Genomic DNA, 24,836 nt, shown 5'->3' with positions numbered 1-24,836 from the left:
CTGAAACCTTGTGGGAGCGAGCTTGCTCGCGATGGGGCCATCAGCTTCAACATCAATGTTGACTGCCATACCGCTTTCGCGAGCAAGCCCGCTCCCACAGGTTTTGTGCCTGGCTCAGATTATGTGAGCGACACTGAAACCTTGTGGGAGCGAGCTTGCTCGCGATGGGGCCATCAGCTTCAACATCCATGTTGACTGCCATACCGCTTTCGCGAGCAAGCTCGCTCCCACAGGGTTATGGGGTGTGCCGGTTGATCAGGTACGGAACCTGCGCACCAACCCGTCCAGTTCATTGGACAACCCGGCCAGGCTCTGGGAGTCCAGGCGGGCCGAGTTGGCCAGTTCCGCCACCAACTGCGCGTCGCCATGGATCTGGCTGATGTGCCGGTTGATGTCTTCAGCCACCTGATGCTGTTGTTCCGCCGCCGTGGCGATCTGGGTGTTCATGTCGCGGATCACGTCCACCGATTCGCGGATCTGCCCGAAGCTGTTGCGTGCCTCGCCGATGCGCGTCACCGATTGCTGGGACACTTCCAGGCTGGCGTGCATCTGTTGGGTCACCTGGCTGGTGCGTTTGGCCAGGTTACCCAGCAGTCCGTCGATTTCCGCCGTGGAGTCGGCCGTGCGCTTGGCCAGGGCCCGCACTTCGTCAGCCACCACGGCAAAGCCGCGTCCCTGTTCACCGGCCCGGGCCGCTTCGATCGCGGCGTTCAGCGCCAGCAGGTTGGTCTGTTCAGCGATCGAGCGGATGGTCCCCAGGATCGACTGGATGTCGTTGCTGTCGCGTTCGAGCTGTTGCATCGACTGGGCCGACTGTTCGATTTCCTGGCTCAGGCGATCCACGCTGTTCACCGCCGCATCGATCTGTTGCTGACCTTCGCGCGCCTGGCGCTGGCCACTGTCGGCAGACTCCGCCGCCTGGCTGCAAGAGCGCGCGACTTCGTTGGCGGTGGCGACCATTTCGTGGAACGCCGTGGAGACCATGTCCACCGCTTCACGCTGGCGTCCGGCGGCTTCGGCCATGTCGCTGGAGACCTGAGTCGAACTCTTGGACGTGGCGAGGATTTTGCCCGCCGCGCCGCCGATGTTCTGGATCAGGTTGCGAATCGCCGTCAGGAACTGGTTGAACCAGTTGGCCAGTTGCGCGGTTTCATCGTTGCCACGGATTTGCAGGTTCTGGGTCAGGTCGCCTTCGCCCTGGGCGATGCCTTCCAGGCCGCTGGCCACGCTGCGGATCGGGCGCACGATGAGGCTGGCAAAACTGGCGCCGACGATGGCGAAGATGACGGCCAGGGCGGCGGCGATGATGGCGATCAACCAGGTCAACTGGGTCGCGGAGCTCATCACGTCGTCCTGTTTGATCAGGCCGATGAAGGTCCAGCCCAGTTGCTCGGACGGCCAGATGTTGGCCATGTAGTGCTCGCCGTTCAGCTCCACTTCCACCAGGCCCTTGCCGGCCTTGGCCAATTGCGCGTAGCCGTCGCCAAGGGTGCTCAGCGGTTTGAAGTTGTGTTCCGGTTGTTTCGGGTCTACCAGGACCATGCCGGTGTTTTCCAGCAGCATCAGGTAGCCGGTTTCACCAAGCTTGATCTGTTTGACGATTTCGGTGAGCTGCTTGAGCGTCACGTCGATGCTGACCACGCCACCGTTGGTGCCCAGCTTGTTGTCGATGGTGCGCACGGTGCTGACATAGGTCGCGTCATCCTGGGCCCAGTAGTAGGCCTCGGTGCGAAACGGCTTGCCCGGTTTGGCCTGGGCGGCCTTGTACCAGGGGCGCTGACGCGGGTCGTAGTTATTCAGCTTAGGATCATCCGGCCACGACACATAGCCGCCCGCCGCCGTGCCGAGGATGGCATAGGCGTAGGCCGGGTGGCTGTTGCCCAGATCCTGGAGCAGGGCGAAGACTTTTTTGTCAGCCTCCCCCTGAGGGACGCTTTCGGCGTTGGCGGCCATGTAAGTCTTGAGGCTGTCGTCGGAGTTTCGGATCAGCGGCTGCTTGGCCAGGTAATCGACGTTCTGGCTGATGCCGTCAAAGAACAATTGCATGGCATTGCTGACCTGACGAATCTCGCGGGCACTGCCGTCGACGAATTCGTCCCTGGCATCACTGCGCAGGTTCAGCACAACGAGGGTGGCGACCAGCACCACGGGCAGGCAGGCGATGATTGCAAACGCCCAGGTCAACTTCTGTTTGATGTTCATCCGCGCTCCAGATTTTCTTGTAGGCCCACGCAGTGCAGATGACTCGCGGTTTATTGGCAGCCGTAAACGTTCTTGGTCAACCCGGGTCCTTGAGTGCGGCATCGCTATTATTGGGGGAGCGATTGTCGGACAAATCACTTTGTCACTTAGGACTTCGGCTGTTATCGGAGGAAATTGAGGTCTGTTGGGAAAAATCCTACGGAAGGTATGAACTGTGGTGTCAGCTTCTGTCGCAATTGCCCTCAATGCCCCTGCACAACAAGTGAGGCAGGCTCGGCTATGATCTGGAACGACCATGGCGGTCGTCGGTTTTACCTGATGAGAACGGTACATTGTGTGCATCTGCAATGTTCATAAGTCGGCAACCCCTCCCCCCCGTGAGTGGATTGCCGTATAACGAATGACTTTCGCGTGTTTGGTAATAAAGGACCCACAATAAAAGCTGATGAAGACTCCAAAACGCATTGAACCCCTGATCGAGGACGGTCTGGTCGACGAGGTGCTGCGCCCACTCATGAGTGGTAAAGAAGCAGCTGTTTATGTGGTGCGCTGCGGCAACGAGTTGCGTTGCGCGAAGGTTTACAAGGAGGCGAATAAACGCAGTTTCCGTCAGGCGGCCGAGTACCAGGAAGGCCGCAAGGTGCGCAACAGCCGTCAGGCCCGTGCGATGGCCAAGGGCTCCAAGTTTGGCCGCAAGGAAACCGAGGACGCCTGGCAGAACGCTGAAGTGGCGGCGCTGTTCCGTCTGGCCAGTGCCGGAGTGCGGGTGCCAAAGCCGTTCGACTTCCTCGAAGGCGTGCTGCTCATGGAGCTGGTGGCCGACGAATACGGCGATGCCGCGCCGCGCCTGAACGATGTGGTGCTGGAACCGGACCAGGCGCGCGAGTATCACGCGTTCCTGATTTCGCAGATCGTGCTGATGTTGTGTACCGGTCTGGTGCACGGCGACCTGTCGGAGTTCAACGTGCTGCTGACGCCGACCGGCCCGGTGATTATCGACCTGCCGCAAGCGGTGGATGCGGCTGGCAACAACCACGCGTTCAGCATGCTGGAGCGGGACGTGGGCAACATGGCGTCCTATTTCGGGCGATTTGCGCCGGAGTTGAAGAAGACCAAATACGCCAAGGAAATGTGGGCCTTGTACGAGGCTGGCACCTTGCACCCGGCCAGTGTCCTGACCGGCGAGTTCGCCGACACGGAAGAGCTGGCCGACGTGGGTGGAATCATGCGCGAGATCGAGGCTGCGCGCCTGGATGAAGAGCGCAAGCAAGCCGTACGCGCGGCGGACGATGCGCCGCCGGGCAAGACCGAAGAACCGCCTCCACCGTGGATGCAGTGATCGGTTAAAGAAAAACCCGGCTTCGGCCGGGTTTTTTGTGTGCCATCCAAATCCCTTGTAGGAGCGAGCCTGCTCGCGATGACGTCGGCACATCCAACATTGATGTGTCAGATACACCGCTATCGCGAGCAAGCTCGCTCCCACAGGTTTTTGCGGTGACCTGCAATCACGATGGGGCCGGGGTGACACAACACCCCGACTCCAGACTCTTGAGAATCGGGCAATCCGGCCGATGATCGCCCTGACAGTGCTCAACCAGGTCCTGCAAGGTGTCGCGCAACTGGCCGAGTTCACGGATCTTCTGGTTCAACTCATCGATGTGCTGGCGGGCCAACGCTTTCACATCGGCGCTGGCGCGCTGGCGGTCTTGCCAGAGGGTCAGCAACTTGCCGACTTCTTCCAGGGAAAACCCCAGGTCCCGCGAGCGCTTGATGAACGCCAGCGTGTGCAGGTCGTCTTCGCCGTATACCCGGTAGCCGCTGTCGGTGCGATGGGCTGCCTTGAGCAGGCCGATGGATTCGTAATAACGGATCATCTTTGCGCTCAGGCCGCTGTGGCGGGCCGCTTGGCCGATGTTCATCGGTTGTCCTCCAGGTCCTTGGGTTTCCAGGTTTTCAACAGTAGCGCATTGCTCACCACGCTGACGCTCGACAACGCCATGGCCGCACCGGCCAACACCGGGTTGAGCACGCCAAACACGGCCAGCGGAATGCCGATCAGGTTATAGACGAAGGCCCAGAACAGGTTCTGCCGAATCTTGGCGTAGGTCTTGCGGCTGATCTCCAATGCGGCCGGCACCAGTCGTGGATCGCCGCGCATCAGGGTGATGCCGGCCGCGTGCATGGCGACGTCGGTGCCGCCACCCATGGCGATGCCGATGTCGGCGGCGGCCAGTGCCGGGGCGTCGTTGATGCCGTCACCGACCATCGCCACCACCCCGGTCTGTTTCAGTGCGGCGACCGTGGCGGCTTTGTCCGCCGGCAGCACTTCGGCATGCACATCGTGGATGCCCAAGGCCTGGGCCACCACGTTGGCGCTGCCACGATTGTCGCCGGTCAGCAGATGGCTGCTGATGTTTCGTGCGCTCAGTTGTTGCACCGCTTGCAGCGCGCCGGGCTTGAGGGTGTCACCAAAGGCGAACAGGCCCAGCACGTGGGGTTCGGGGGATTGTTCGATCAGCCAGGACAAGGTCCGGCCTTCTTTTTCCCACGCGATCGCCGAGTCGGCCAACGGCCCGGCACTCAAGCCGCTGTCTTCCAGCAGACGCCGATTGCCCAGCGCCAGGCGACGCCCTTCGAGGCTGCCGGCGATGCCGCGACCAGTCAGGGACTGGCTGTCGCTGACATCGGCCACCTTCAGTCCACGCTCGGCGCAGGCATCCAGAACAGCCTTGGCCAACGGATGCTCACTGCCGCGTTGCAGGGCTCCGGCCAATTGCAGCAGGCTCGCCTCATTACCGTCGATGGCACTCAGATGAGCAATGCGCGGGGCGCCGGAGGTCAGGGTGCCGGTTTTGTCGAACACCACCGCGCTGACTTCATGGGCACGCTCCAGTGCTTCGGCGTCCTTGATCAGAATCCCATAGCGTGCCGCCACGCCGGTGCCGGCCATGATCGCCGTCGGCGTGGCCAGGCCCAGGGCGCACGGGCAGGCGATCACCAGCACCGCCACGGCGTTGATCAGCGCGGTTTCCATCGGCGCGCCATACAGCCACCAGCCGATCAGGGTAGCCAGGGCAATCAGCAGAACGGTGGGCACGAACACCTGGCTGACTTTATCCACCAGTTTCTGGATCGGCGCTTTTGCGGCCTGGGCGTCTTCCACCAGGCGGATGATCCGCGCCAGCACGGTTTCCGCACCGAGGGCCTGGGTACGCACCAGCAACCGGCCTTCACCGTTGATCGCGCCGCCGGTAACTTTGTCGCCGGGCTGCTTGGGCACCGGCAGGCTCTCGCCGCTGATCAGGGCTTCGTCGGCGTGGCTCTGGCCTTCAATCACTTCGCCATCCACCGGGAAGCGTTCGCCGGGTTTGACCATCACCAGGTCATTGAGGCGCAGGGCGCTGATGGCGACGTCTTGCTCGTGACCATCGGTCACCCGAATCGCCCGTTCCGGACGCAAGGCTTCGAGGGCTCGAATGGCGCTGGCAGTCTGGCGCTTGGCGCGGCTTTCCAGGTACTTGCCCAGCAGCACCAGGGCGATCACCACCGCCGAGGCTTCGAAATACAGATGTGGCATGCGCCCGGCGGCGGTGGCCCATTCGTACAGGCTCAAGCCATACCCGGCGCTGGTGCCCAGGGCGACCAGCAAATCCATGTTGCCGGCCCCGGCGCGCACGGCTTTCCAGGCGGCGACGTAAAACCGTGCGCCGAAGATGAATTGCACCGGCGTGGCCAAGGCGAATTGCGTCCAGGCCGGGAGCATCCAGTGCACGCCGAATGGCTGTAGCAGCATCGGCAATACCAGCGGCAAGGCGAGGGCAATGGCGATGATCAAGGCCAAGCGTTCGCGGTGCAGGCGCTGTTGCTGATTGTCGGTTGGCGGGTGTTCGGCTTCCCAGACGCTGGCGCTGTAGCCAGCCTTTGTCACAGCGGCGATCAAGGTCTGCGGATCGATCTGGCCAAGCAGTTCAAGGTGGGCGCGTTCGTTGGCCAGGTTGACGCTGACGCTTTTCACTCCGGCCACCTTGCCCAGCGCACGCTCGACGCGACCGATGCAGGACGCGCAGGTCATGCCGTCGATGCTCAATTCCAGGCTCTGTTGCGGCACGCTGTAGCCGGCCTTGGCCACGGCATCTATCAAGGCCGGCAAGCTGTCGCCGGGTGCCTGGACCCGCGCCTGTTCAGTGGCGAGGTTGACGCTGACGGCACTGGCGCCAATGACTTTGCTCAAGGCGCGCTCGACCCGCCCGGCGCAACTGGCGCAGGTCATGCCGGCAATCGGCAGGTCGAACGTGGTGGATTCGGACATCGGTCGCACTCCCTGTAGTAGATGACCACAGGATCAACCTTGCCATGCTGGCAAGGTCAAGCGCCAATCTTAAACGTGCCGCTGATCCCCTGTGGGAGCGAGCTTGCTCGCGATGGCGGAGTACCGGTCAACAGAATTGTTGAATGTAACGGCCTAATCGCGAGCAAGCTCGCTCCCACAGGGGGTATAGATGTCAGTAGCCGAGACCGGCGCGCTTGAGGTACATCCCTTCCTGCGTCATCGCGATCCGGTACTTGAGCACATCGCCAGCCTTGAGCTGGATATCCTGCGAACCCGGCGCGAGCATGCCCGGATTGCAACCCGGCATCTGGCCCGGCAGCAGTTTCAGGCGTAGCGAGACGATGCCCGGCGGCAGGTTGAACGAGGTGCTCTGTTCCTGAAACAGCCGCGCCGCCAGTTGATCCTGGATGTACACGCCGATTTCGCAACTGGTCGCGACTTCCAGGCGCTCGCGGGAAATGATCAGCACGCCATAATCCTGACTGGCAGCATTGGCCGAAGGCACGGCGGCGAAAAGGCTGAGAAAGCCAAACAGGCTGAAAACTGACCAGCGCATGGCTGAATCTCCTGAGTTCGAGTCATTGATGGACGCAGCTTGGCCGAGCGTCGCGCCGATTGCCAGCCCGGCAGCTCACTTCAGAACTTGACCTTGCCATGGTGGCAAGCTCGAAACTGGGTTCAACCCTCGGAAAAAGGAGTCATCCCATGCAAGTGTTCAACGTCGAAGGCATGTCTTGTGGTCACTGTGTCAAGGCCATCACCCAGGCGCTCCAGGCCAAAGACCCGGCAGCCAGTGTGCGGGTCGATCTGGCTGCCAGGGAGGTCGGTGTCGAAAGTGCGCTGACCGCCGAGCAGGTGATCGAGGCGATCAGCGAAGAGGGTTACGGCGTCAAACTGGCCTGAATTTGATAGTTAGCGAGCTACCGGAATGTTCAAGGCGTCCGTGCGCGGCTAGACTGTCGGGCTGCCGACTTCTGCCCCACTGGATGCCTGATGAACTTCCGTACCATTCTGATTCTCGGCGCCTTGAGCGCTTTCGGTCCGCTGGCGATCGATTTCTACCTGCCGGCCTTCCCGGCCATGGCCCTGGCTTTCGGCACGGACGAAAATCACGTCCAGATGACGTTGGCGGCCTACTTCCTCGGCTTGTCCATCGGTCAGTTGGCCTATGGTCCAGTGGCGGATCGTTTCGGGCGACGCATTCCGTTGCTCATCGGTGTCGGTTTGTTCACCGCGGCTTCCGTGGCGTGCGCCTATGCGCCGAACCTGGAATGGCTGATCGGCGCGCGTTTCATCCAGGCGTTGGGCGGTTGCGCGGGGATGGTGATTTCCCGGGCGGTGGTCAGCGACAAGTGTGATGCGGTGGGGTCGGCGAAAGTCTTTTCGCAGCTGATGCTGGTGATGGGACTTGCTCCCATCCTTGCGCCATTGCTGGGTGGGTTGTTGGTCAACACGACAGGCTGGCAGTCGATTTTCCTGGCCTTGACCGGTTTCAGTGCTCTGGCGGGGCTGGCGGTTGCGACGGGCTTGCCGGAAAGCTTGCCGGCTCACATACCGCGTCAACCGCTGTCCGGTGCGCTGCGTCAGTACGGTCGGTTGCTGGCCGATCCCATATTTCTTGGCCATGCCTTGACCGGGGGCATCGCCATCGCCGGGATGTTTGCCTACATCGCCGGTTCGCCCTTCATCTTCATCAAGCTCTACGGCGTTGCGGCCGAGCATTTCGGCTGGCTGTTCGGCATCAATGCGGCGGGCTTCATTCTGGTGGCGCAGGTCAACGCGCGGTTACTGGCCAAACGTGGCCCGATGTTTTTGCTGGCGCGCGCGGTGTGGGTTTATCTGGCGGCAGGTTTGACCCTGCTCGCTGTCAGCTCTCTGCACACGGCACAATTGTGGCCGCTGCTGATTCCATTGTTCATCTGTATCGCCAGCCTCGGTTGCATCAGCCCCAACGCGGCGGCTTGTGCGATGAGCGGGCAGGGCGCACGGGCCGGCAGCGCGTCGGCGCTGCTCGGTTGCCTGCAATTCAGCGTGGCTGCCGGCGCCTCTGCGCTGGTGGGCGTGTTGCACGACGGCAGCGCCGTGCCGATGGCCATGGTCATCAGCATGTGTGGAATTCTGGTGGTGAGCGCGGCGGTGCTCACCCGGCGTTTGCAAAATGCCCGGGCGCTGGCGCAAGCCCGGGTTTGAGGCCGGAGTCAGCCGGCTGCGCGCTGCGTGAGGAGGACGGGAATCGGGTGAGGGGCCTGGATGCGGGCTTCAAGGGTACGCGTGAAAGCGCGAGCTTCTGCTTCGCTGCGGAACGTCACAGCATGTTGGTCAAGACGGACTTGCCACTGGGATTTTGCCAGTTCTTTTATCAGGATCTTCACAGCTGATCACCTCTCGTAAAAGACGTTACGCAAAAGAATGCCTCGCAGGAGATTCGATTGTAGTCCCGTACACGGTCACCATTGTGACAAGGATCAACTGTCTGACTGACGGTTTGTAACTAAAAAAAACACGGCTTTTCGAGGGCGCCCACAGAGGTTGTCCGCGACCGGAGCGTCCCGGTCGCAGACGGAAAACAGCAGAAAGCGATGAAATCAGTGGCGGTTTTTTCAGCGCTTCAGAACCCTTCCAATACAATCTTGCCCTTGGCTTTGCCGCTTTCCAGTAGGGCATGGGCACGGCGCAGATTGGCCGCGTTGATCGTGCCGAAGTGTTCGCCCATCGTGGTTTTCAGTGTCCCGGCATCGATCAGCCAGGCGACGCGATTGAGCAGGTTGTGCTGTTCGATCATGTCCGCGGTTTCAAACAGTGAACGGGTGTACATGAACTCCCAGTGCAGTGACAGGCTCTTGCGCTTGAGCTTGGTCACGTCCAGCGACTTGGGGTCATCGATCAGCGCCAGTTTGCCTTGGGGCGCCAATGCCTCCACCAATTGGTCCAGATGCTGGTCGGTCTGGGTCAGGCTGGCGACGTGGGTAACCTGATCCACTCCGGCACGCTTGAGTGCTTCGCTCAGTGGCTGGCCATGGTCGATCACCAGGTCAGCGCCCAGCTCCTTCACCCAGCTTTGGGTCTGCGCACGCGAAGCGGTGCCGATGACTTTCAGGGCCGTCAGTTGATGAGCGAGCTGCGTAAGAATCGAGCCCACGCCACCTGCCGCGCCGACGATCAACAGGCTCTGGCCTTCATCGGTTTTGCCTTCGCGCACTTGCAGGCGCTCGAACAACAGTTCCCATGCCGTGATCGCGGTGAGGGGCAGGGCAGCGGCTTCGGCGAATCCGAGGGTCTTGGGCATGTGGCCGACGATGCGCTCGTCCACCACATGCAACTCGCTGTTGCCGCCCGCCCGCGCGATGGAGCCGGCGTAAAACACCTGGTCGCCGACCGAGAACAGCGTCACCTCACTGCCCACGGCCTTGACCACACCGGCCACGTCCCAACCCAGCACTTTGGCCGCGCCGCCTTCGGGCTGGACGTTCTGGCGCACCTTGGTGTCCACCGGGTTGACCGAGATGGCTTTGACTTCCACGAGCAAGTCGCGGGGGCCGGCAACCGGCTCTGGCAGCTCTATGTCTTGCAGAGCCTTGTTGTCGCTGATCGGCAACGAGGCGTAGTAGGCAATGGCTTTCATGGGCGGCTCCTGAACACTAATAAAGAGGGGATTCGATGGGGCAGATGATTGGCTATTTCTCCTGAAGATAAAACCGGCTAAAAGAGCAGTCTCTTTCAATTTTTTTTTGATAATCGGTGTTCTTGATGCTGCGTTTCGATGACTTGCAGTTGTTTGTCCGGGCGGCGGACCTGGGCAGCCTGTCCGCCGCCGCGCGGGGCATGGACATGTCGGCGGCGGTGGCCAGTGCGGCGCTCAAGCGCATCGAACAGCAACTCGGCGCCCGTTTACTGGCCCGTTCTACCCGCAGCTTGCGCCTGACCGCCGAAGGCGAGGGCTTTCTTGAATATGCCCGCGCGGCCCTGAGCAATCTCGACGAGGGCCGGCGATTGCTGGCCAGTGGTCAGGACCAGGTCAGCGGGGTGCTGCAACTGTCGGCGCCATCGGACTTTGGCCGCAACCTGCTGCTGCCCTGGCTCGACGAGTTTCAACGCGAGCATCCGAAACTCACCGTGCGCCTGCTGCTGGGGGACCGCATTGCCGACCTGTTTCGCCAACCGGTAGACATTGCCCTGCGCTACGGTGAACCGGAGGACTCCAGCCTGGTGGCGCTGCCCATCGCCCCGCAGAACCGACGGGTGTTGTGCGCCGCTCCCGGCTATCTGGCCCGGCATGGCGAGCCGCGGCAGCTGGAGCAACTGGCACAGCACAATTGCCTGTTGTACATGCTCGGCAGCCGGGTCCACGATCACTGGAGTTTTCACGACGGCAAACGCGAAGTCAGCCTGACCGTCAGCGGCGATCGTTTCAGCGACGATGCCGATGTCGTGCGCCTATGGGCCGTGGCAGGTGCCGGGATCGCTTACAAATCCTGGCTCGATGTGGCCGCCGATGTACTGGCCGGCCGCTTGAAGGTGCTGATGCCGGAGCTGCTGTGTGAGCGCGCACCGTTGAATCTGTTGTGCGCCCATCGCGCACAATTGAGTAAGCCGGTGAACCTGTTGCGTGAAATGCTTGCCAGACGATGCGCCCTTTTGAGCAGTCAATTTCCAGGCTTTTCGGAAATCGATCATTAGTCGCACGAAAAAAGAGAAATTTCCCTCAGGAACGATCACCACCTACGCCGGGTGGAGGAAAGGATCCGTCGACCAACCCGCATATACTAGCGCCCTCATCATGTAAGTAGCGTCGATCCCCAATGGTGGGTCCACGTTCGAGTCGGCCCGGCTGCACGGTCATCCTTCTGACCTTCGCAGCATCGGCCGGGCAGCGCAAATGGTTGAGCAAGGCGTTGCCGGGCTTATGGCAGTTTCCACGGATTGGCCGACGACACATTACTGGTCAAGATTTCTCTGGGCAGTAGACGAAACGATTCAACAGGGAGTGAATACACGTCTTCTGGAGCCTTACTAACTGTTACTAAAGGAATTTTCTTTTAAGTTCAGGCTATTACAGCTATTAACTTTTTTTTGCTATTCCAGCGTTAGTTCCAGCATCTTAAGCCATTCGGGTATGACGACTGCCTTACCAAGGTCGTTGGGTGGAGCGTTCGGTTTCCTTGTGCCAGCGGGGGCATCAAGGTGTGATGACGAGGTTGGCCAAGAGGCGCTGGCATAAATTGGTCTCTCGTTCTGACCCGAGGAACGCAGCCAATCAAGATATGAAGTAGCACACTGAGTGGCTGGGCAAGGCGGCAAATGTGGGAAAGCGTTGTTTGACGCATTGCTATCGCTGATTGGCAACGCACAAAGCGTCAAACCTTGACTGCAGGAGCAGCTAGCAGCACCACTTCTGAAGACCAGGAGAGGCTCTTCACCTAGCCAGGGCTATGGACACTCTGGACTTGAGTTCCACAAGCCACGGATTGCAGGAGGACGGTCAGCAGGAATTACGTCACCGGCCATTGTTGCAGTTAGGTCGTTTGCAATCGGGCTGGTAGGTCGTAGGAACTATTGCGAGTGAAACGACTGCTGTTGGGCAATTGACAGGCCGCGCTGCGTTGCTGGCACTTCCGGCATTTGGCGCCACTCCTTAACGTAAGGGCTCACTCTACACTGCTCCCAGCTGTCTGCTCTTGGCAGTCGTTAAAAATTACCCTTCGTTGGGTAGTAACTCTTATCGACAAGCCGCGATCGCCATCTACGTAGGTAGTATTATTTTTCACTCTATAGAGATGGGCGACTGAGTCCTCATCGCTCAGGTGCTCTATCCGAAATAAACGCTCCATACGCCAATCGCCACTCTCATTTAATCGGCCGGGTGTGACTAGGTGGATGTTCTCCACGTATCGTTCAGAGGGCGAAGCTGACAGCAGATCGTCTAAAAGCGCGACGCTGTCGATCATCAAAATGCTTTTTACCGCGATGTTTTGGACTTTCTCGACAATGGTCACATAGAACCAAATGTGGGGAAGCGTCAGCTCCACGTACTTCCAAACTCGGTAATCTTCACCGAAAAACTGTCCAAATAATGGCTCTTCTGCAGCAATAGGTGTTCTGAACATCAAAGCATTTCCTTTGTATACTCAGTAGAGTATAGCGATTTCTTCTTTGCGAAGGCTTCATCGTTCCTTTTTGCGAGCACGGAAAATGGAACTGAAGAAGGCTTTCGGATTAGCCGTTCGCGACATCCGACTTAGCAAAGGCCTACCTCAAGAGGCCATTGGACCGAGCCAACCCTTCGTCAGCGATCTAGAGCGCGGCATGAAATCGCCAAGCCTCGAAAAAATCCATGAGTTAGCGTTTGCGCTGGGGATTCATCCCTCAACATTATTTGTTTATTGCTGTATCAAAGCCGAGGAAACAAAAGAACCAACCGAGGAGATTCTGGCTCGTGTGCAGGAGGAACTCAGGACTATCGGATTGAGCATGAAAGTCGGTCGATAAAAATCGCCAACCCAAAAAATGGAAAAATGGAATACGCAGCCCTCCAACGATTGGTCAGGTGTACTCTACGTAGCCAGATATACCGGATCGTGAAATTAAGCCGCAGCCACCCGTTGCTTGGTATTTCCACCACCCTGGAGTCTTCATTGTAGGCGTCCGCCTGCAGCGCAGCTGCTGACTCATCCCGGTAAAGCGGCAGCCATGTGCGTAGGACAATTAGCTATGCATCCCTATAGCGCCTATTTCGGGATAATCGAACAGACGCTCAGCATAGGACTTCGCACTTCCAACTCGGTCGAGCATTTGGGGCAGGCCAGTTCCAACAACTGTGATCGGAAGACTCAATTGCGAAACCCGATGCAGGGCCGTAATGAGGGCGGCTAACTCTGGTTCGGCGACGTACTGAAGGTCGTCGATAAAGATCACTACGGCCGTCCGCGCATCCCGCGCCGCTTCACCAACATGAGTCAACAAGGTGGCAAAATCCCCTTCGAGATCGCCGTTGTCGGCCAATCCCGGCTCGGGTTCGTAATCGAAATCTACCTCAATATCTTGGTAACGTCTTTTGAGTGTTTTTACGAAGCCTGAGAGCGCTCGGAGCGCTCTAATAGCAGCGTCTTTGGAAGCTTGCATCGTGCTCAGGCAAAGCAATGTAGTCCTTAATTGTGGGATCACCAGGGAAGACAACGACCGCTTTTCCGATGCTTCCGCATAGACTGCGTGAGTACCGATCGACTCTGCGTCCGTCAACATCTGATTCAGTAGAACCGTCTTTCCGACACCTCGCAACCCAACAATTATGAGGTTTTTTGCTGGTCGCCCAATGCGAACGCGCTCAATCGACACTCGTAACCGCTCACGCAGATCGTCACGTCTAACCAGCTCAGGAGGTCGTGTACCACCACTGGCGGGGTAAGGATTACCTATTACGGCCATAGGAATGCACTCAAATGAACAGTCCCTATACTGCTCAAAACTGCCATTTCGTGATAGTGCTGAAGTCGGCCAAATTTGTTGAAAAGTCGGATTCAATTTCCACTGCAGAAAAGCATGCGTCTGAGATGCGAAATTGCACTCCACTTGACCACCCGTTTGCATTCGACCTGACCAGTCATTTGCATTCGTTCTGACCACAAATTGCATCGGATTCGACCAGCAGGCCTAGTAACCATGACCGGCAGAGAACGGCCAAAAGCAGACACTCAAATCGTCTACTAAACTGGGGCGATTCAAAAACTGCACGCCCTAATGGAAAAACGGCCACTGGCTCCGCTCGCAGATTAAAATTATGACGTGAGGAAAGAACTGGACAGGTTACGGCTATCCCTTCGTGCTACGCACGCAAGGGAAGTGCACAGGCTAAGCTCAGGGTGCTGAGCCGCAGGCATTGGACATGTGGACACATGCCGGAGGTAGTCACTCCCATCGGGGATGATCAAAAAGCGAACTTAGAGTAGTCGGGTACGCGAAGCCAAGGCGCACTGATGTATTTCGGCGATACAGCTTGCTATAGATTTCAAAAATCAGCGGAGGATTTTCGTGCATCTTCACTCGTATCGTCTCAGAAATTTTCGACGTCTAAAGGATGCTCATATTGAGCTGGCTGACGATATCTCAATATTCGTAGGATCGAATAACAGCGGCAAAACATCGGCAACTCAGGCCATCCATGCATTCGTGACGGGTGGAAGGGATCGTTTCAGCCTCTATGATTTCAGCTCCTCATGCTGGAAGAATTTCGATGAAGCTGCAAATATCGACTTAGCCGGCCCGCTACCTGGGGGGTTCTCGCTTCCAAGTATAGATCTTGATCTTTGGTTCGAGGTTGCAGCGCCAGACCTCTATCTAGTGATTCCCTTGCTCCCTAGTACAGCGTGGGAAGGAACCAAGGTTGGTATACGAGTTTCCCTGACTGCTAGAAGCCCCATCAACCTCATTCAAAACTTCCAAGAAGCTAAGGCCAAAGGTGCTGTGCAGACAGCGGAACTGCCGCCCGAGTCGCAATATATTCCTTGGCCGCGTTCTATGACGGATTATCTCCAGCGCGAGCTCAAGAGCGAGTACGAGCTGCGCTACTTCATCTTGGATCGCTCGCAATTTGATGAGAACTTCCGCGAGGTCGGCGATTATGTTCCAGATGAACTAGGTGGAGAGCCAGGCGGCGGAACGATTCTAAAGTCTCTTATTCATATCGACAATCTGGGTGCTCAACGACACCTTGCTGATCCTAATCCGGAAGCTGGCGGAAGATCAGAAGACCTGTCAAAGCGTCTGAGCCGCTTCTACAAGCGCAACCTTAATCAGCGGCAGGACGATCACATAGCCCTAAAGGCGCTGTTCGACTCTGAGCAAGCGCTCAACATTCACTTGGATGGCGTATTCAAGCCGACGCTTGATCGTCTCGCCAAGCTTGGCTATCCGGGCGTCAATAACCCGCGACTGAAGATAATGTCAGCGCTAGACCCCGCGCACGTCATGAGCCAGGACGCGCGGGTTCACTACCAGATCGGAGATGGCGAAGACACGGCCACCCTTCCTGATAGTTATAACGGGCTTGGATTCAAGAATTTGATCTACATGGTTGTGGAGATTCTCGATTCCCAAGCCAAGTGGGCGACGATGGACAGTCGCCCTCCATTGCACCTGCTTTTTGTGGAGGAGCCAGAGGCCCATCTACACGCCCAACTCCAACAGGTCTTCATCCGCAATATTCTTGAGCTTCTGAATATAGAGGGCGATGACGGAAGCATTTTTGGCAGTCAGATGGTCATCACGACCCACTCCCCGCACATCCTTTACGAGCGAGGCTTCAAGCCGATCCGCTACTTCCGACGCAAGAAAGTTGGCAAGGAACAGTTGACGGAAGTACTTAATCTATCGGCGTTCTACCAATCCCAGCCAGATGATCGTGATTTTCTAGAACGATATCTTAAGCTGACACACTGTGATCTATTTTTCTCAGATGCCGCAATTCTAGTTGAAGGCAACGTTGAGAGATTGCTCCTCCCTGTCATGATTCGGAAGAGCGCGAAGACTCTCCGCTCAGCTTGTCTATGCATCTTGGAGGTGGGCGGTGCCTTTGGGCACCGCTTCCAGTCGCTCATCGAGTTTCTCGGTCTGACAACCCTGATCATCACCGATATTGATAGTGTTGCCCTCGTGGCTCAGGCGGCTGACGATGCCGTGGATGACGAGGAAGTCGAAGAGTTTGAGGTTCCAGCCGACGCGGAAGACGATGCTGCAGGGCAGGTTCGGGACAATGTGCAAGATCCAGTCCGAGAGCCTATGGTCCCAGCGCCTAAGAAGAAATATGGGAAGGCTTGTTTGCCCAGTGAACCGGACGCTGCAACTTCGAATCAAACCCTCATTAAATGGCTTCCGGGGAAGCTCACAATCGAAGACTTGCGTAACGCATCGGAAGCGGACAAAACTCACGTGCTCGAAGACGATGCGAAGGTTCGCGTAGCCTATCAGACTGAACGGGCTATCACTTGGAACGGGGCCACTGAAACCCTCTGCGGGCGTACGCTAGAAGAAGACTTCGGCCTCGAAAACCCGGACTGGTCCCAGGCCATAGCGAGGAAGCCTTTAGGCCTGATTGTGAAGGGCGAAGCCGCTGGTCCTGCTGCTCTTGCCAAAGGCCTCCATCAGAAGGTTTCGCGGAAGAGTTTCGATAAAACGAAGTTCGCGCTCGCCGTTCTCACTGAAGACGAGAAAGCGTGGCATGTGCCGACTTACATCCGTGATGGGCTTGTCTGGCTGAAAGACGAAATACGGATCGAACTCGAGACCGTGCTGCCCGACGCCATTCTCATCGCCGAAGAAGATGCTGCGATAGGAGACGAGCATGAGTAGCCGGGCGAACAAGCCGGACACCCAGGCCGACATCGACCTGCGAAACTGCCTTGGAAATGTTCCACCGCGTAGCTTCATCATGAAGGCCGGTGCTGGTTCCGGAAAAACCACGTCGCTAATTAAGGGCCTGTCATCGGTCATCCAAATGCACGGCGATAAGCTGAAGAAGACTCGTCAGCGCGTTGCCTGCATTACCTACACCGAGATTGCGGCCGGAGAGATTTGGAGGGACGTCGGCAGTGACCCCCTGGTTCACGTCTCGACGATCCACAGCTTCATGTGGCTGTTGGCTAAGCCTTTTCAGAACGACATTCGCGTCTGGGTGTCGGGGCGCATAGTGGAAAAAATAGAGGCCCTTGAAGAAAAGCGGGCAACCTATGGCCCTAGGGTTCAACAGCGCACGAAGGATAAGGACACCCGAGACTTGGAACGCCTCCATCGGCAGTCGGGGCGGATCGCTGCAGTCAAAGGATTCCGATACGGTACAGGTAGCAATTACGCAAAGGGTATTCTGGGCCATGACGACATTCTGAAACTCGTCCCCTGTCTCATTGCCGAACGCCCTCTCTTCCGAACCCTTCTCGCGCGCCAGTTCCCGTTCGTATTTGTGGACGAGAGCCAAGACACGACCACCGACGTCGTGGAAGCTTTGAAGACCGTCGAGCGCGAACCCGGAGTCACATTTTGTCTTGGCTTCTTTGGCGATCCGATGCAAAGAATCTACGCTACGGGGACTGGACAGGTTGAAGCACAACCTACTTGGGCTGACATTCCGAAACCTGAAAATTTCCGGTGCTCAACTAAGGTTCTGAATCTCGCGAATGCCATTCGTCGTGACGGTGATGACCTCGTTCAAATCCCTGGCAAACGGCTAGGTCCTGATGGCATCGTTCAAACCCCTGAAGGTTCGGCGCACCTTTTCATTTTGCCTGCAGACGATACACGCGACGCGAATTTGATTCGAGTACGCGAATGGATGGCGGCACAAACCGGTGATGATCATTGGCAACTAGGTGATGATGACCACGCGTGGGTAAAGCTTCTTGTCATTGTTCATCAGATGGCCGCAAGGCGCTTAGGATTTGGAACCCTCTACGCTGCGCTCAACTCCAAAGCTCCCTCAGCGTTCAAAGATGGTTTTTTAGACGGATCTGCATGGCCTATTTCGCCGTGTGTAAGGTTTTTGATCCCGATCGCTATCGCTCATACCAATGGCCGACAGGTTGAAGTGATGCGATTGATCCGAGAGTATTCACTTCTTCTTGATAAAGAGTCTCTTGTCGAAGCGAGCGTGGCGGAGCGCCTTAAAGTACTCGGCGAACTTGTTGCCTCGATCACAGCAGGCATAGCGGGGAATTCCGGTGCAACGATCGGCGACCTTCTGAAACAAGTACATGCCTCTGAGTTACTGATCCTCGACCCTAGGTTGGTATCGTATTTGGACCCAAATGCAGCAGCGCCTGTTCAGCCCGAGACCGAAGTAGGCGCGGACAATGACGAAGACATTCTAGAAGACGATGAGTCCGAAAAGGAAATGGCCTCCATGGATGCTTTTCTAGCGTGTCCCGCAAGCCAGCTTTTGCCATACCATACCTACATCTCGGAACGCTCACCTTTTTGGACTCAGCAAGGCATAAAAGGTGCTGAGTTCGACAGGGTACTTGTCGTCTTAGATGACGCTGAAAGTAGCCACTTCCAATTCTCCTACGAAAAATACTTAGGCCTTAAAGAGCTCTCAGATAACGACAGAAAACATATAGATGCGGATGAAGAAACAACAGTGGATCGAACGCGCCGTCTTTTTTATGTGAGCTGCACAAGGGCGCTAAAAGACTTGGCTGTAGTGCTTTTCACGGTCGATCCTGAGCGGGCAGAGGCTCACATACGTCAGCTTGATCTTTTTGAAGATGAAGCGATCCACACTGGAGCAGTCTTCGAGGCAGTATGAGCGATTCTCGCTTGGATGATCGCGCAAGAGAATTTCCGCCGCCTCATTCAGACCCTTTACGGCGAGCACGCCGTGAACTCTGAGGCAGCCGTGGGCGCGGTATCAACCGCACATGTCGCTCGCTAATGAATATCGCTTTACCGTGATCAACAGGCCCTCGCACTCTGAATCGCCCTTAGGTTCACAGACAACTTCGAGTGACCGCTTCTGGCCGGTTGCTGCGCGTCGCGAAGGGCTGAAAACGACCCAAAGGAGACGCTCAGAAGCGTCTCTGGGTTCTGGGGCGTTTCACTTATGTAGGACTTGTCGCCGATAATGGCCGCTTCGAAAAAATGACAGTTTCAGGCAGGTTGGTCGGCCAACAGGCTTGTCAGTCGCCCTTGAATCTCTCCTTCTATTTTTTCAGGCGGCGGGGCTCGGGGGGCGCCTTGCTCTCTCGATAGGAAGCAACCCAATTCGAAGGTGTCTTGCCAAACTGGCTGCGGAACCAGCGTGAAAAATCACCGGCCGTGGAAAAGCCGAGCAGTTCGGCTACCTCATAAAATCGGCGTCTGCTGTTGGCCAAATACTCTTCGGCGAGTTCAGCCCGTACAGCGTTGATAATCGTTGTGACACTCTCACCCTCAGTTGCCAGGTGGCGGTTAAGGGTGCGTCGATGCATGCCAAGATGCTGGGCAACCGCATCGACAGAACACAGTCCGCTTGGCAGCAGCATCTTGACGATCTGACGTACCCGCTGCGTCGGCTCGTCGCGCAGGTTAGCCAACTGCATGTCCAGCGATCGCTTCACTTCGCGATGCAGCGCGGGGTCCGCCTCAGGTATGGCCATATCCAAATCGCCCCCGCGGCAAACGATGGCGTTGAATTCCTGAGAGAACTCGATCGCGGTTCCCAACACACGGTGGTGTACTTCAAGGCTGGAGGGGGGGGCGTGAGTAAAACTGACCCTTACCGGCCGGAAGGTATAGCCGCTCAGAATGCACAACGTGCGCAGGATAATTCCGGTTGCCTGTTCAATCGCTTGGAGCCAGACGCCATGATGGCCCTGCATGTTCACCCCCACATGCAGCAGGGTCAGATCGCCCACATCCTCAAGCCACAATTGCACACCGGCGTTATGCAGTCGCGTATAGCGAAAGCAAGATTGCAAGGCGGCGCGCAGTGTTGGCTCTTCGCGGATAAGCAGCGCCAGCATGCCAAAGTTGGAAAGGTGTCTCTTTTCGGCGAGCAGCAGACCGAAAGCCTCCTGACCGGACAATCGGGCTGACTCCTCCAGCAGCCACCCGACCGAATCGCTACTGATCATGATATTCGGATCGTCGAGGGCACTGGCCGGCAGCTTGGCCATCCGCAGCATACGAAAAGGATCGAGCCCCTCTGAACGGGCAACCTGTTCATAGTTGGTAAGGCTGGCACTCCGCGTCAGGGTATACATGATTTCCCTCGTGTCCCAATTTCGCAAGATTGAGTCCTGCGAAGCTTAGTGCAGGATGCCCCGTCAAAGCTACCTTCAGGCTTCCGAAAATAGAGAGCGGAAGGTAATGGATACGCGCTAGAACCTACTGCGGTTCAACAGCACGGCCCTTGGTCATGGGGATGCTCACGCGTGTGGGCATTGAAGTCACTTTCGTAAGCCGTAGCGGCTACACGCTTGATAACAACAATAAAACAACCACATTGAGGAGGCTGCATGGCCTTTCACCCAATCGCCGCCGACGATGACGACTCCGGTGGAGTCGGCGTTGCGCGTAAATATGCCTGGATTGTCTTCGCGCTGACGTTCGGCCTGTTGATTTCCGATTACATGTCACGCCAAGTGCTCAACGCGGTGTTCCCGCTGCTCAAGAGCGAGTGGGCGTTGAGCGACGGCCAGCTCGGTCTGCTCAGCGGCGTCGTTGCCCTGATGGTTGGCCTGCTGACGTTCCCTCTGTCGTTGATGGCCGACCGCTTCGGCCGGGTCAAGAGCCTGGCGTTGATGGCGCTGCTCTGGAGCCTGGCGACCCTGGGCTGCGCGGTGGCGCAGGACTACCAGCAGATGTTCATCGCGCGATTTATGGTCGGTGTCGGTGAGGCGGCTTACGGCAGCGTCGGCATCGCCGTGGTGATCTCGGTGTTCCCCAAACATATGCGCGCCACCCTGGCCAGTGCTTTCATGGCCGGTGGCTTGTTTGGTGCCGTGCTGGGCATGGCGTTGGGCGGTGCTATCGCGGCCAAGCTGGGCTGGCGCTGGTCGTTCGCCGGCATGGCTCTGTTTGGCCTGGTGCTGGCGGTGCTCTATCCGCTGATCGTCAAGGAAGCACGCATTGCGCCACAACGTGCCGCGCAGATTGCGAACAAGACGGCTGCCGCGGTCAAGCGTCCGCTGCGCACTTTGTGGTCCAGCCATTCGGTGATCGCCACGTACGTGGGTAGCGGTTTGCAGCTATTCGTCGGCGGTACGGTGATGGTGTGGATTCCCAGCTACCTCAACCGCTACTACGACATGCCCACCGACAAGGCCGGCGGCATGGCGGCGCTCATCGTGTTGTGCAGCGGTGTGGGGATGATTCTGTGCGGCATGCTCAGCGATCGCCTGTGTCGCCACTCACCGGAGCGCAAGGTCAGCCTGGCCATCGCCTTTTGTCTGGGCAGTTGTCTGTTGCTGTCGGCAGCCTTTGCCTTGCAGGCGGGGCCGGTGCAACTGCTGCTGATCTGCCTGGGCATGCTGATTGCCACCGGTACCACCGGCCCTAGCGGCGCGATGGTTGCCAACCTGACCCATTACTCGGTGCACGGCACGGCCTTCGCCACGCTGACCCTGGCCAACAACCTGCTGGGGTTGGCACCGGGGCCGTTCATCACCGGTCGGGTGTCCGACCTCATCGGTTTGCATGCCGCGTTTCAACTGGTACCGCTGGTCAGCCTCGCGGCAGCGGCGGTGTTCTTTTATGCCAAGTGTCATTACCACAGAGATATCGCCCGGCTTCAGGGGCAGAGCGTGCCTGACCCTGTCAGTGAAGCCGGGTTAGAGGTGAGGTTGTGAGTCGTCGTTTACGTATTGATGTGTTTTTCGATTTCTTTTGCCCCTGGTGCCTGATCGGCGAGCGCCAACTGGAACACTCGCAGGTACAGTTTCGACGTGCCTAGTGTGCAGTTCGGCCGGCAGAGGACGGTGGTGGGTTCACGACCCCCCGATGCGCTGCTGGCCTCCATGAGCGAAGCGCTGCGCGAAAGTGATCGCGAGCGGTAACTGGCATGCCCGGCTCATTCCTGTACCTGCTGACAAAGGCCCGCCGGCCGGGGGCCATACAAAGAGCGGCTATCTGTTCATTTCCACCCAACTCAAAGTCAATAACCACCCGGCCACGATCATCGACGGCCAGGCATTCATTGCTACCTTTTTCGAGGAGTCCGCGCCATGAGCGCTATTGCTCTAACCCGCATCCAAACCCGCACACGCGAATTGGTACCGGGCTTTATAGTCAGCCTGATCGTGGCCGCCGCCGCCTCGTTTTTGTCCGAGCACTACGGCGCGCCGGTCATGTTGTTCGCCTTGTTGCTGGGCATGGCCTTGAATTTTCTTGCCGACGACGGTCCCTGCAAAGTCGGCGTCGAGTTCACCGCCCGCACGGTACTGCGCATCGGCGTCGCTCTGCTGGGCATGCGCATCACCCTGGAACAAATGGCGGCACTGGGCTGGAAGCCGATGGTACTGGTGGTGATCCTGGTGGTGTTGACCATCGCTGCCTCGGTGATCGCCGCGAAGTTTCTGGGTTTCTCGCGGCTGTTTGGCATGCTCACCGGTGGCGCCACGGCCATCTGCGGCGCATCGGCAGCCTTGGCACTGGCGGCGGCGTTGCCGAACCATCCGCAGAAAGAGCGCGCGACCCTGTTCACGGTGATCGGCGTGTCGGCGTTGTCCACCCTGGCGATGATCGTCTATCCAATGATTGCCAACTGGTTCTCGTTGTCGCCACAGATCGCCGGGGTGTTCCTCGGCGCCACCATCCACGACGTCGCCCAAGTGGTCGGTGCTGGGTACGGCATGTCAACCGAGACCGGTGATACGGCCACGGTGGTCAAGCTGATGCGCGTTGCCATGCTCCTGCCGGTGATCGTCACCGCGGCCATGATCACCCGCATGCAAGGCGCTGACCCGACCGGCAAGCGCCCACCGCTGCTGCCATGGTTCGCCGTGGGCTTTCTGATTCTGGCCTGCATCAACAGCACCGGCTGGATCGCTCCGGCGGTGCAAGGCGGGGTCAATGAGTTGTCGCGCTGGTGCCTGGTGATTTCCATCAGTGCCCTGGGCATGAAGACTCGGCTCAAGGAGCTGGCGGCGGTCGGCATCAAACCGATCCTGCTGATGGTCGGTGAGACGGTGTTCTTGGTCGTGCTGGTACTGCTGTTGCTGCACTGGGGCCTCTGAAAACAGGCTTCACTCAGGTTTATGGCAGGGCCTCACTGGGCTGGCTCCTCGTTACAGTGAAGCTCACCACCGGTGCCGCAAACATCGGTTTTTTGCGGCGACTGTACCAGCAGTCGCCGTTTTTTTTTGGTTCATCACGAATGGTCGGGAAAGACGCGATCTACTTGAAAAAGAATTCGCAATACTCATATCACGCACAAGAACGCCGATTTGTCAGATGTGTTTGCTCGCACGAACATCATCAGTCAAATCGGCGCTGTTGTTTCTGAGTTTCCCGCAATTGCGTGAAAAACCTTTTTTGCCTTGTACTCAGAAGGATTTAGGGACTGCGGCACTCTCTGCGCAGAGACCGGACTGTTTCTGCGCGCTGCGCCACGCCGCCGGTGGCATGCCGAACTGGTTGATGAACCAGCGGGTAAAGGAGCTGGCCATGGAGAAGCCGAACATGTCGGCGATGCGGCTCATCGAGTTGTTCGGGTTCTCCAGATAACGCAGAGCCAGGTCGCGGCGCACGTCATTGATCAGGTCGTTGAAGGCACAGCCGTCGTCCTGCAGACGGCGTTGAAAGGTACGCACGTTCATGCCCTGTGACAGGGCGATCTGCTCTAGGGTGGCGCGCCCCATGGGCAACAACAGGTAGATGGCCTTGCGCACCTCGAACAGCATCGAGGTGCTTTCATCGCCCTGCAACGAATCGATGTAGTCTTGGGCATAACGGGCCATGGACGGGTCGGCATTGGGATTGATCATATCGAGACTGGCTTCGGAGCAAACGATGCCGTTGAACTCGCTGCCGAATTCCAGATTGCAGCCGAACAGGCGCTGATGCAGGTGCAGGCTGTCTGGCGGCTGGTGCATGAAGTTGACGCTGTAGGGGCGCCACTTCGAGCCGAGCAGTGTCGAGCACAAGCGGAACAGCACGCCAATGACCAGCTCCGTGGCTTGGCGATTGGGCAGCAGTGTCTCGGTGACCATCACTGCACGAATGATCACCATCCTGCCGGCCTCTTCAACGAAGATTCCCAGGGAATCGTTCATCAGATGACGGTAGCGCTCCATCACCTGCAAGGCGTCGCGCAGGGTGCGCTGTTGGCTGAGCAGCAGGCTGACTACACCGAGGTCCGAAAGCTGGCGTGACTCGGCCATGCGCAGGCCGAAGGTCTGGCAATCGCTGGCGGCGGCCGAATCTTCCAGCAGACGTACGGCGGCATCGATGGGAATGCGGTATTCAGGGGCTTGCAGCTGAGCCTTGTTCAGGCCGGCAACTGCCAGCACGTCACGCGGGTTGAATCCCAGGTCCTGGGTGACTTCCAGGTATTTGGTCAAGACGGCGGCGCGAACAAGCTTGGGCATGTATAGGATCTCCCTCGGCCGATGGCGGCGTTTCTTTTTTCATCGAAGATGTATTGAGCGAGAAGAAGGCGCTTGTGGAAGTACTGATAGCGCTAGCGATCTTCAACCTTGGTCTGGCGTAGTGCAGAGCAGGAAGCGCGGTCCCATTGTAGGGAACACGAGCGCGGCGTTATGGGCATGGCGGGATAATTTCTTTGCATATTGGGACACTACCGGCGAGCCAAGAATGGCGGCGGCAGAAGCAGCTCTATAGT

Annotated in this window: 18 protein-coding genes and 2 pseudogenes; 10 read left to right on the top strand and 10 right to left on the bottom strand. The window is 58.1% G+C overall.

All coding sequences use genetic code 11. From position 1 onward, the window contains the following. Positions 1-255: 255 nt before the first annotated feature. Both AC1RS8_RS00175 and AC1RS8_RS00170 read right to left on the bottom strand, forming a co-directional pair. Entirely contained in the window at positions 256-984 is a 729-nt protein-coding gene (locus AC1RS8_RS00175; RefSeq protein ID WP_371317838.1) for a methyl-accepting chemotaxis protein, read from the bottom strand. A gap of 129 nt (positions 985-1,113) precedes the next feature. Continuing rightward, a pseudogene (locus tag AC1RS8_RS00170) lies at positions 1,114-2,202 on the bottom strand (HAMP domain-containing protein); the annotation flags it as partial. Between the two features lie 445 nt (positions 2,203-2,647). On the opposite strand from AC1RS8_RS00170, the gene AC1RS8_RS00165 reads away from it, so the two are divergent. After that, the gene (locus AC1RS8_RS00165; protein ID WP_046043760.1) at positions 2,648-3,541 is read left to right on the top strand and encodes a PA4780 family RIO1-like protein kinase; all 894 of its coding nucleotides are present in this window, start codon (positions 2,648-2,650) and stop codon (positions 3,539-3,541) included. A gap of 166 nt (positions 3,542-3,707) precedes the next feature. On the opposite strand, the gene cueR is transcribed toward AC1RS8_RS00165, so the two are convergent. The 3 genes from cueR to AC1RS8_RS00150 form a co-directional block, all read right to left on the bottom strand. Beyond that, positions 3,708-4,121, bottom strand: a complete 414-nt coding sequence (gene cueR, locus AC1RS8_RS00160) for a Cu(I)-responsive transcriptional regulator (RefSeq protein WP_057712138.1) — start codon at positions 4,119-4,121, stop codon at positions 3,708-3,710. Then, positions 4,118-6,511 carry a heavy metal translocating P-type ATPase gene (locus tag AC1RS8_RS00155; protein ID WP_489339689.1) on the bottom strand — a complete coding sequence of 798 codons (2,394 nt, stop codon included), beginning with the start codon at positions 6,509-6,511 and terminating at the stop codon, positions 4,118-4,120. The genes cueR and AC1RS8_RS00155 overlap by 4 nt, the downstream gene beginning before the upstream one ends. A 193-nt stretch (positions 6,512-6,704) precedes the next feature. Beyond that, on the bottom strand, positions 6,705-7,088 hold the full coding sequence (locus AC1RS8_RS00150; RefSeq protein ID WP_057712136.1) for a hypothetical protein: 384 nt from the start codon (positions 7,086-7,088) through the stop codon (positions 6,705-6,707). 149 nt (positions 7,089-7,237) lie between these two features. Here AC1RS8_RS00150 and AC1RS8_RS00145 point away from each other — a divergent pair, with 149 nt between their 5' ends. Together AC1RS8_RS00145 and AC1RS8_RS00140 are read left to right on the top strand one after the other, a co-directional pair. Beyond that, positions 7,238-7,435, top strand: a complete 198-nt coding sequence (locus AC1RS8_RS00145; protein ID WP_057712135.1) for a heavy-metal-associated domain-containing protein — start codon at positions 7,238-7,240, stop codon at positions 7,433-7,435. Positions 7,436-7,525: 90 nt separating this feature from the next. Next, the gene (locus AC1RS8_RS00140; RefSeq protein WP_489339690.1) at positions 7,526-8,722 is read left to right on the top strand and encodes a multidrug effflux MFS transporter; all 1,197 of its coding nucleotides are present in this window, start codon (positions 7,526-7,528) and stop codon (positions 8,720-8,722) included. A gap of 418 nt (positions 8,723-9,140) precedes the next feature. Here the strand turns inward: AC1RS8_RS00140 and AC1RS8_RS00135 are convergent, their stop codons facing one another. After that, positions 9,141-10,154: a zinc-binding alcohol dehydrogenase family protein gene (locus tag AC1RS8_RS00135; protein WP_057712133.1), complete on the bottom strand. Its 1,014-nt coding sequence runs from the start codon at positions 10,152-10,154 to the stop codon at positions 9,141-9,143. A gap of 125 nt (positions 10,155-10,279) precedes the next feature. Between AC1RS8_RS00135 and vimR the strand changes: the two genes are divergently transcribed. After that, positions 10,280-11,209 carry a transcription regulator VimR gene (gene vimR, locus AC1RS8_RS00130; RefSeq protein ID WP_057716524.1) on the top strand — a complete coding sequence of 310 codons (930 nt, stop codon included), beginning with the start codon at positions 10,280-10,282 and terminating at the stop codon, positions 11,207-11,209. A gap of 968 nt (positions 11,210-12,177) precedes the next feature. Here vimR and AC1RS8_RS00125 read toward each other — a convergent pair. Beyond that, entirely contained in the window at positions 12,178-12,636 is a 459-nt protein-coding gene (locus tag AC1RS8_RS00125) for a hypothetical protein (protein WP_493162041.1), read from the bottom strand. Between the two features lie 85 nt (positions 12,637-12,721). On the opposite strand from AC1RS8_RS00125, the gene AC1RS8_RS00120 reads away from it, so the two are divergent. Then, positions 12,722-13,018, top strand: a complete 297-nt coding sequence (locus tag AC1RS8_RS00120; RefSeq protein ID WP_458370598.1) for a helix-turn-helix domain-containing protein — start codon at positions 12,722-12,724, stop codon at positions 13,016-13,018. A 216-nt stretch (positions 13,019-13,234) separates the two neighbouring features. Here AC1RS8_RS00120 and AC1RS8_RS00115 read toward each other — a convergent pair whose 3' ends face one another. Continuing rightward, positions 13,235-14,161, bottom strand: coding sequence for an ATP-binding protein (locus tag AC1RS8_RS00115; RefSeq protein WP_493162039.1), 927 nt, complete (start codon positions 14,159-14,161; stop codon positions 13,235-13,237). A gap of 396 nt (positions 14,162-14,557) precedes the next feature. On the opposite strand from AC1RS8_RS00115, the gene AC1RS8_RS00110 reads away from it, so the two are divergent. Continuing rightward, positions 14,558-16,873 carry an ATP-dependent nuclease gene (locus tag AC1RS8_RS00110; protein ID WP_493162037.1) on the top strand — a complete coding sequence of 772 codons (2,316 nt, stop codon included), beginning with the start codon at positions 14,558-14,560 and terminating at the stop codon, positions 16,871-16,873. Next, positions 16,866-18,821 (top strand): UvrD-helicase domain-containing protein, encoded by a 1,956-nt coding sequence (locus tag AC1RS8_RS00105; protein ID WP_493162035.1) that lies wholly within the window; start codon positions 16,866-16,868, stop codon positions 18,819-18,821. The genes AC1RS8_RS00110 and AC1RS8_RS00105 overlap by 8 nt, the downstream gene beginning before the upstream one ends. A 394-nt stretch (positions 18,822-19,215) precedes the next feature. Here the strand turns inward: AC1RS8_RS00105 and AC1RS8_RS00100 are convergent, their stop codons facing one another. Further along, entirely contained in the window at positions 19,216-20,256 is a 1,041-nt protein-coding gene (locus AC1RS8_RS00100; protein WP_150756532.1) for an AraC family transcriptional regulator, read from the bottom strand. A 255-nt stretch (positions 20,257-20,511) separates the two neighbouring features. Here AC1RS8_RS00100 and AC1RS8_RS00095 point away from each other — a divergent pair, with 255 nt between their 5' ends. The 3 genes and pseudogenes from AC1RS8_RS00095 to AC1RS8_RS00085 all read left to right on the top strand — a co-directional run bounded on the left by AC1RS8_RS00095 (position 20,512) and on the right by AC1RS8_RS00085 (position 23,229). Then, positions 20,512-21,843 carry an MFS transporter gene (locus AC1RS8_RS00095; RefSeq protein ID WP_150756533.1) on the top strand — a complete coding sequence of 444 codons (1,332 nt, stop codon included), beginning with the start codon at positions 20,512-20,514 and terminating at the stop codon, positions 21,841-21,843. Further along, positions 21,840-21,938, top strand: a pseudogene (locus AC1RS8_RS00090) (DsbA family protein); the annotation flags it as partial. The gene AC1RS8_RS00095 and the pseudogene AC1RS8_RS00090, both read left to right, overlap by 4 nt. 280 nt (positions 21,939-22,218) lie before the next feature. Further along, positions 22,219-23,229, top strand: a complete 1,011-nt coding sequence (locus AC1RS8_RS00085; RefSeq protein ID WP_150756534.1) for a YeiH family protein — start codon at positions 22,219-22,221, stop codon at positions 23,227-23,229. 309 nt (positions 23,230-23,538) lie between these two features. Here the strand turns inward: AC1RS8_RS00085 and AC1RS8_RS00080 are convergent, their stop codons facing one another. Beyond that, a complete protein-coding gene (locus AC1RS8_RS00080) occupies positions 23,539-24,582 on the bottom strand; it encodes an AraC family transcriptional regulator (protein WP_060539964.1) in 1,044 nt (347 codons plus the stop codon). Between the last annotated feature and the right edge of the window lie 254 nt (positions 24,583-24,836).

It is taken from the genome of Pseudomonas sp. GW821-FHT12A04 (assembly GCF_058807755.1).
The sequence above is the reverse complement of the archived record's forward strand: the minus strand, read 5'-3'. Positions and strand labels throughout refer to the sequence as shown.

Bases quoted from the DNA above. Each gene is read 5' to 3' on its own strand.
- AC1RS8_RS00100 (WP_150756532.1), bottom strand. From the start codon at position 20,256: ATGTATACCCTGACGCGGAGTGCCAGCCTTACCAACTATGAACAGGTT.
- AC1RS8_RS00120 (WP_458370598.1), top strand. From the start codon at position 12,722: ATGGAACTGAAGAAGGCTTTCGGATTAGCCGTTCGCGACATCCGACTT.
- AC1RS8_RS00085 (WP_150756534.1), top strand. From the start codon at position 22,219: ATGAGCGCTATTGCTCTAACCCGCATCCAAACCCGCACACGCGAATTG.
- AC1RS8_RS00135 (WP_057712133.1), bottom strand. From the start codon at position 10,154: ATGAAAGCCATTGCCTACTACGCCTCGTTGCCGATCAGCGACAACAAG.
- AC1RS8_RS00165 (WP_046043760.1), top strand. From the start codon at position 2,648: ATGAAGACTCCAAAACGCATTGAACCCCTGATCGAGGACGGTCTGGTC.
- AC1RS8_RS00115 (WP_493162039.1), bottom strand. From the start codon at position 14,161: ATGCAATTTGTGGTCAGAACGAATGCAAATGACTGGTCAGGTCGAATG.
- AC1RS8_RS00145 (WP_057712135.1), top strand. From the start codon at position 7,238: ATGCAAGTGTTCAACGTCGAAGGCATGTCTTGTGGTCACTGTGTCAAG.
- AC1RS8_RS00150 (WP_057712136.1), bottom strand. From the start codon at position 7,088: ATGCGCTGGTCAGTTTTCAGCCTGTTTGGCTTTCTCAGCCTTTTCGCC.
- vimR (WP_057716524.1), top strand. From the start codon at position 10,280: ATGCTGCGTTTCGATGACTTGCAGTTGTTTGTCCGGGCGGCGGACCTG.
- AC1RS8_RS00105 (WP_493162035.1), top strand. From the start codon at position 16,866: ATGAGTAGCCGGGCGAACAAGCCGGACACCCAGGCCGACATCGACCTG.
- AC1RS8_RS00175 (WP_371317838.1), bottom strand. From the start codon at position 984: ATGGTCTCCACGGCGTTCCACGAAATGGTCGCCACCGCCAACGAAGTC.
- AC1RS8_RS00125 (WP_493162041.1), bottom strand. From the start codon at position 12,636: ATGTTCAGAACACCTATTGCTGCAGAAGAGCCATTATTTGGACAGTTT.
- AC1RS8_RS00080 (WP_060539964.1), bottom strand. From the start codon at position 24,582: ATGCCCAAGCTTGTTCGCGCCGCCGTCTTGACCAAATACCTGGAAGTC.
- AC1RS8_RS00155 (WP_489339689.1), bottom strand. From the start codon at position 6,511: ATGTCCGAATCCACCACGTTCGACCTGCCGATTGCCGGCATGACCTGC.
- AC1RS8_RS00140 (WP_489339690.1), top strand. From the start codon at position 7,526: ATGAACTTCCGTACCATTCTGATTCTCGGCGCCTTGAGCGCTTTCGGT.
- cueR (WP_057712138.1), bottom strand. From the start codon at position 4,121: ATGAACATCGGCCAAGCGGCCCGCCACAGCGGCCTGAGCGCAAAGATG.
- AC1RS8_RS00095 (WP_150756533.1), top strand. From the start codon at position 20,512: ATGGCCTTTCACCCAATCGCCGCCGACGATGACGACTCCGGTGGAGTC.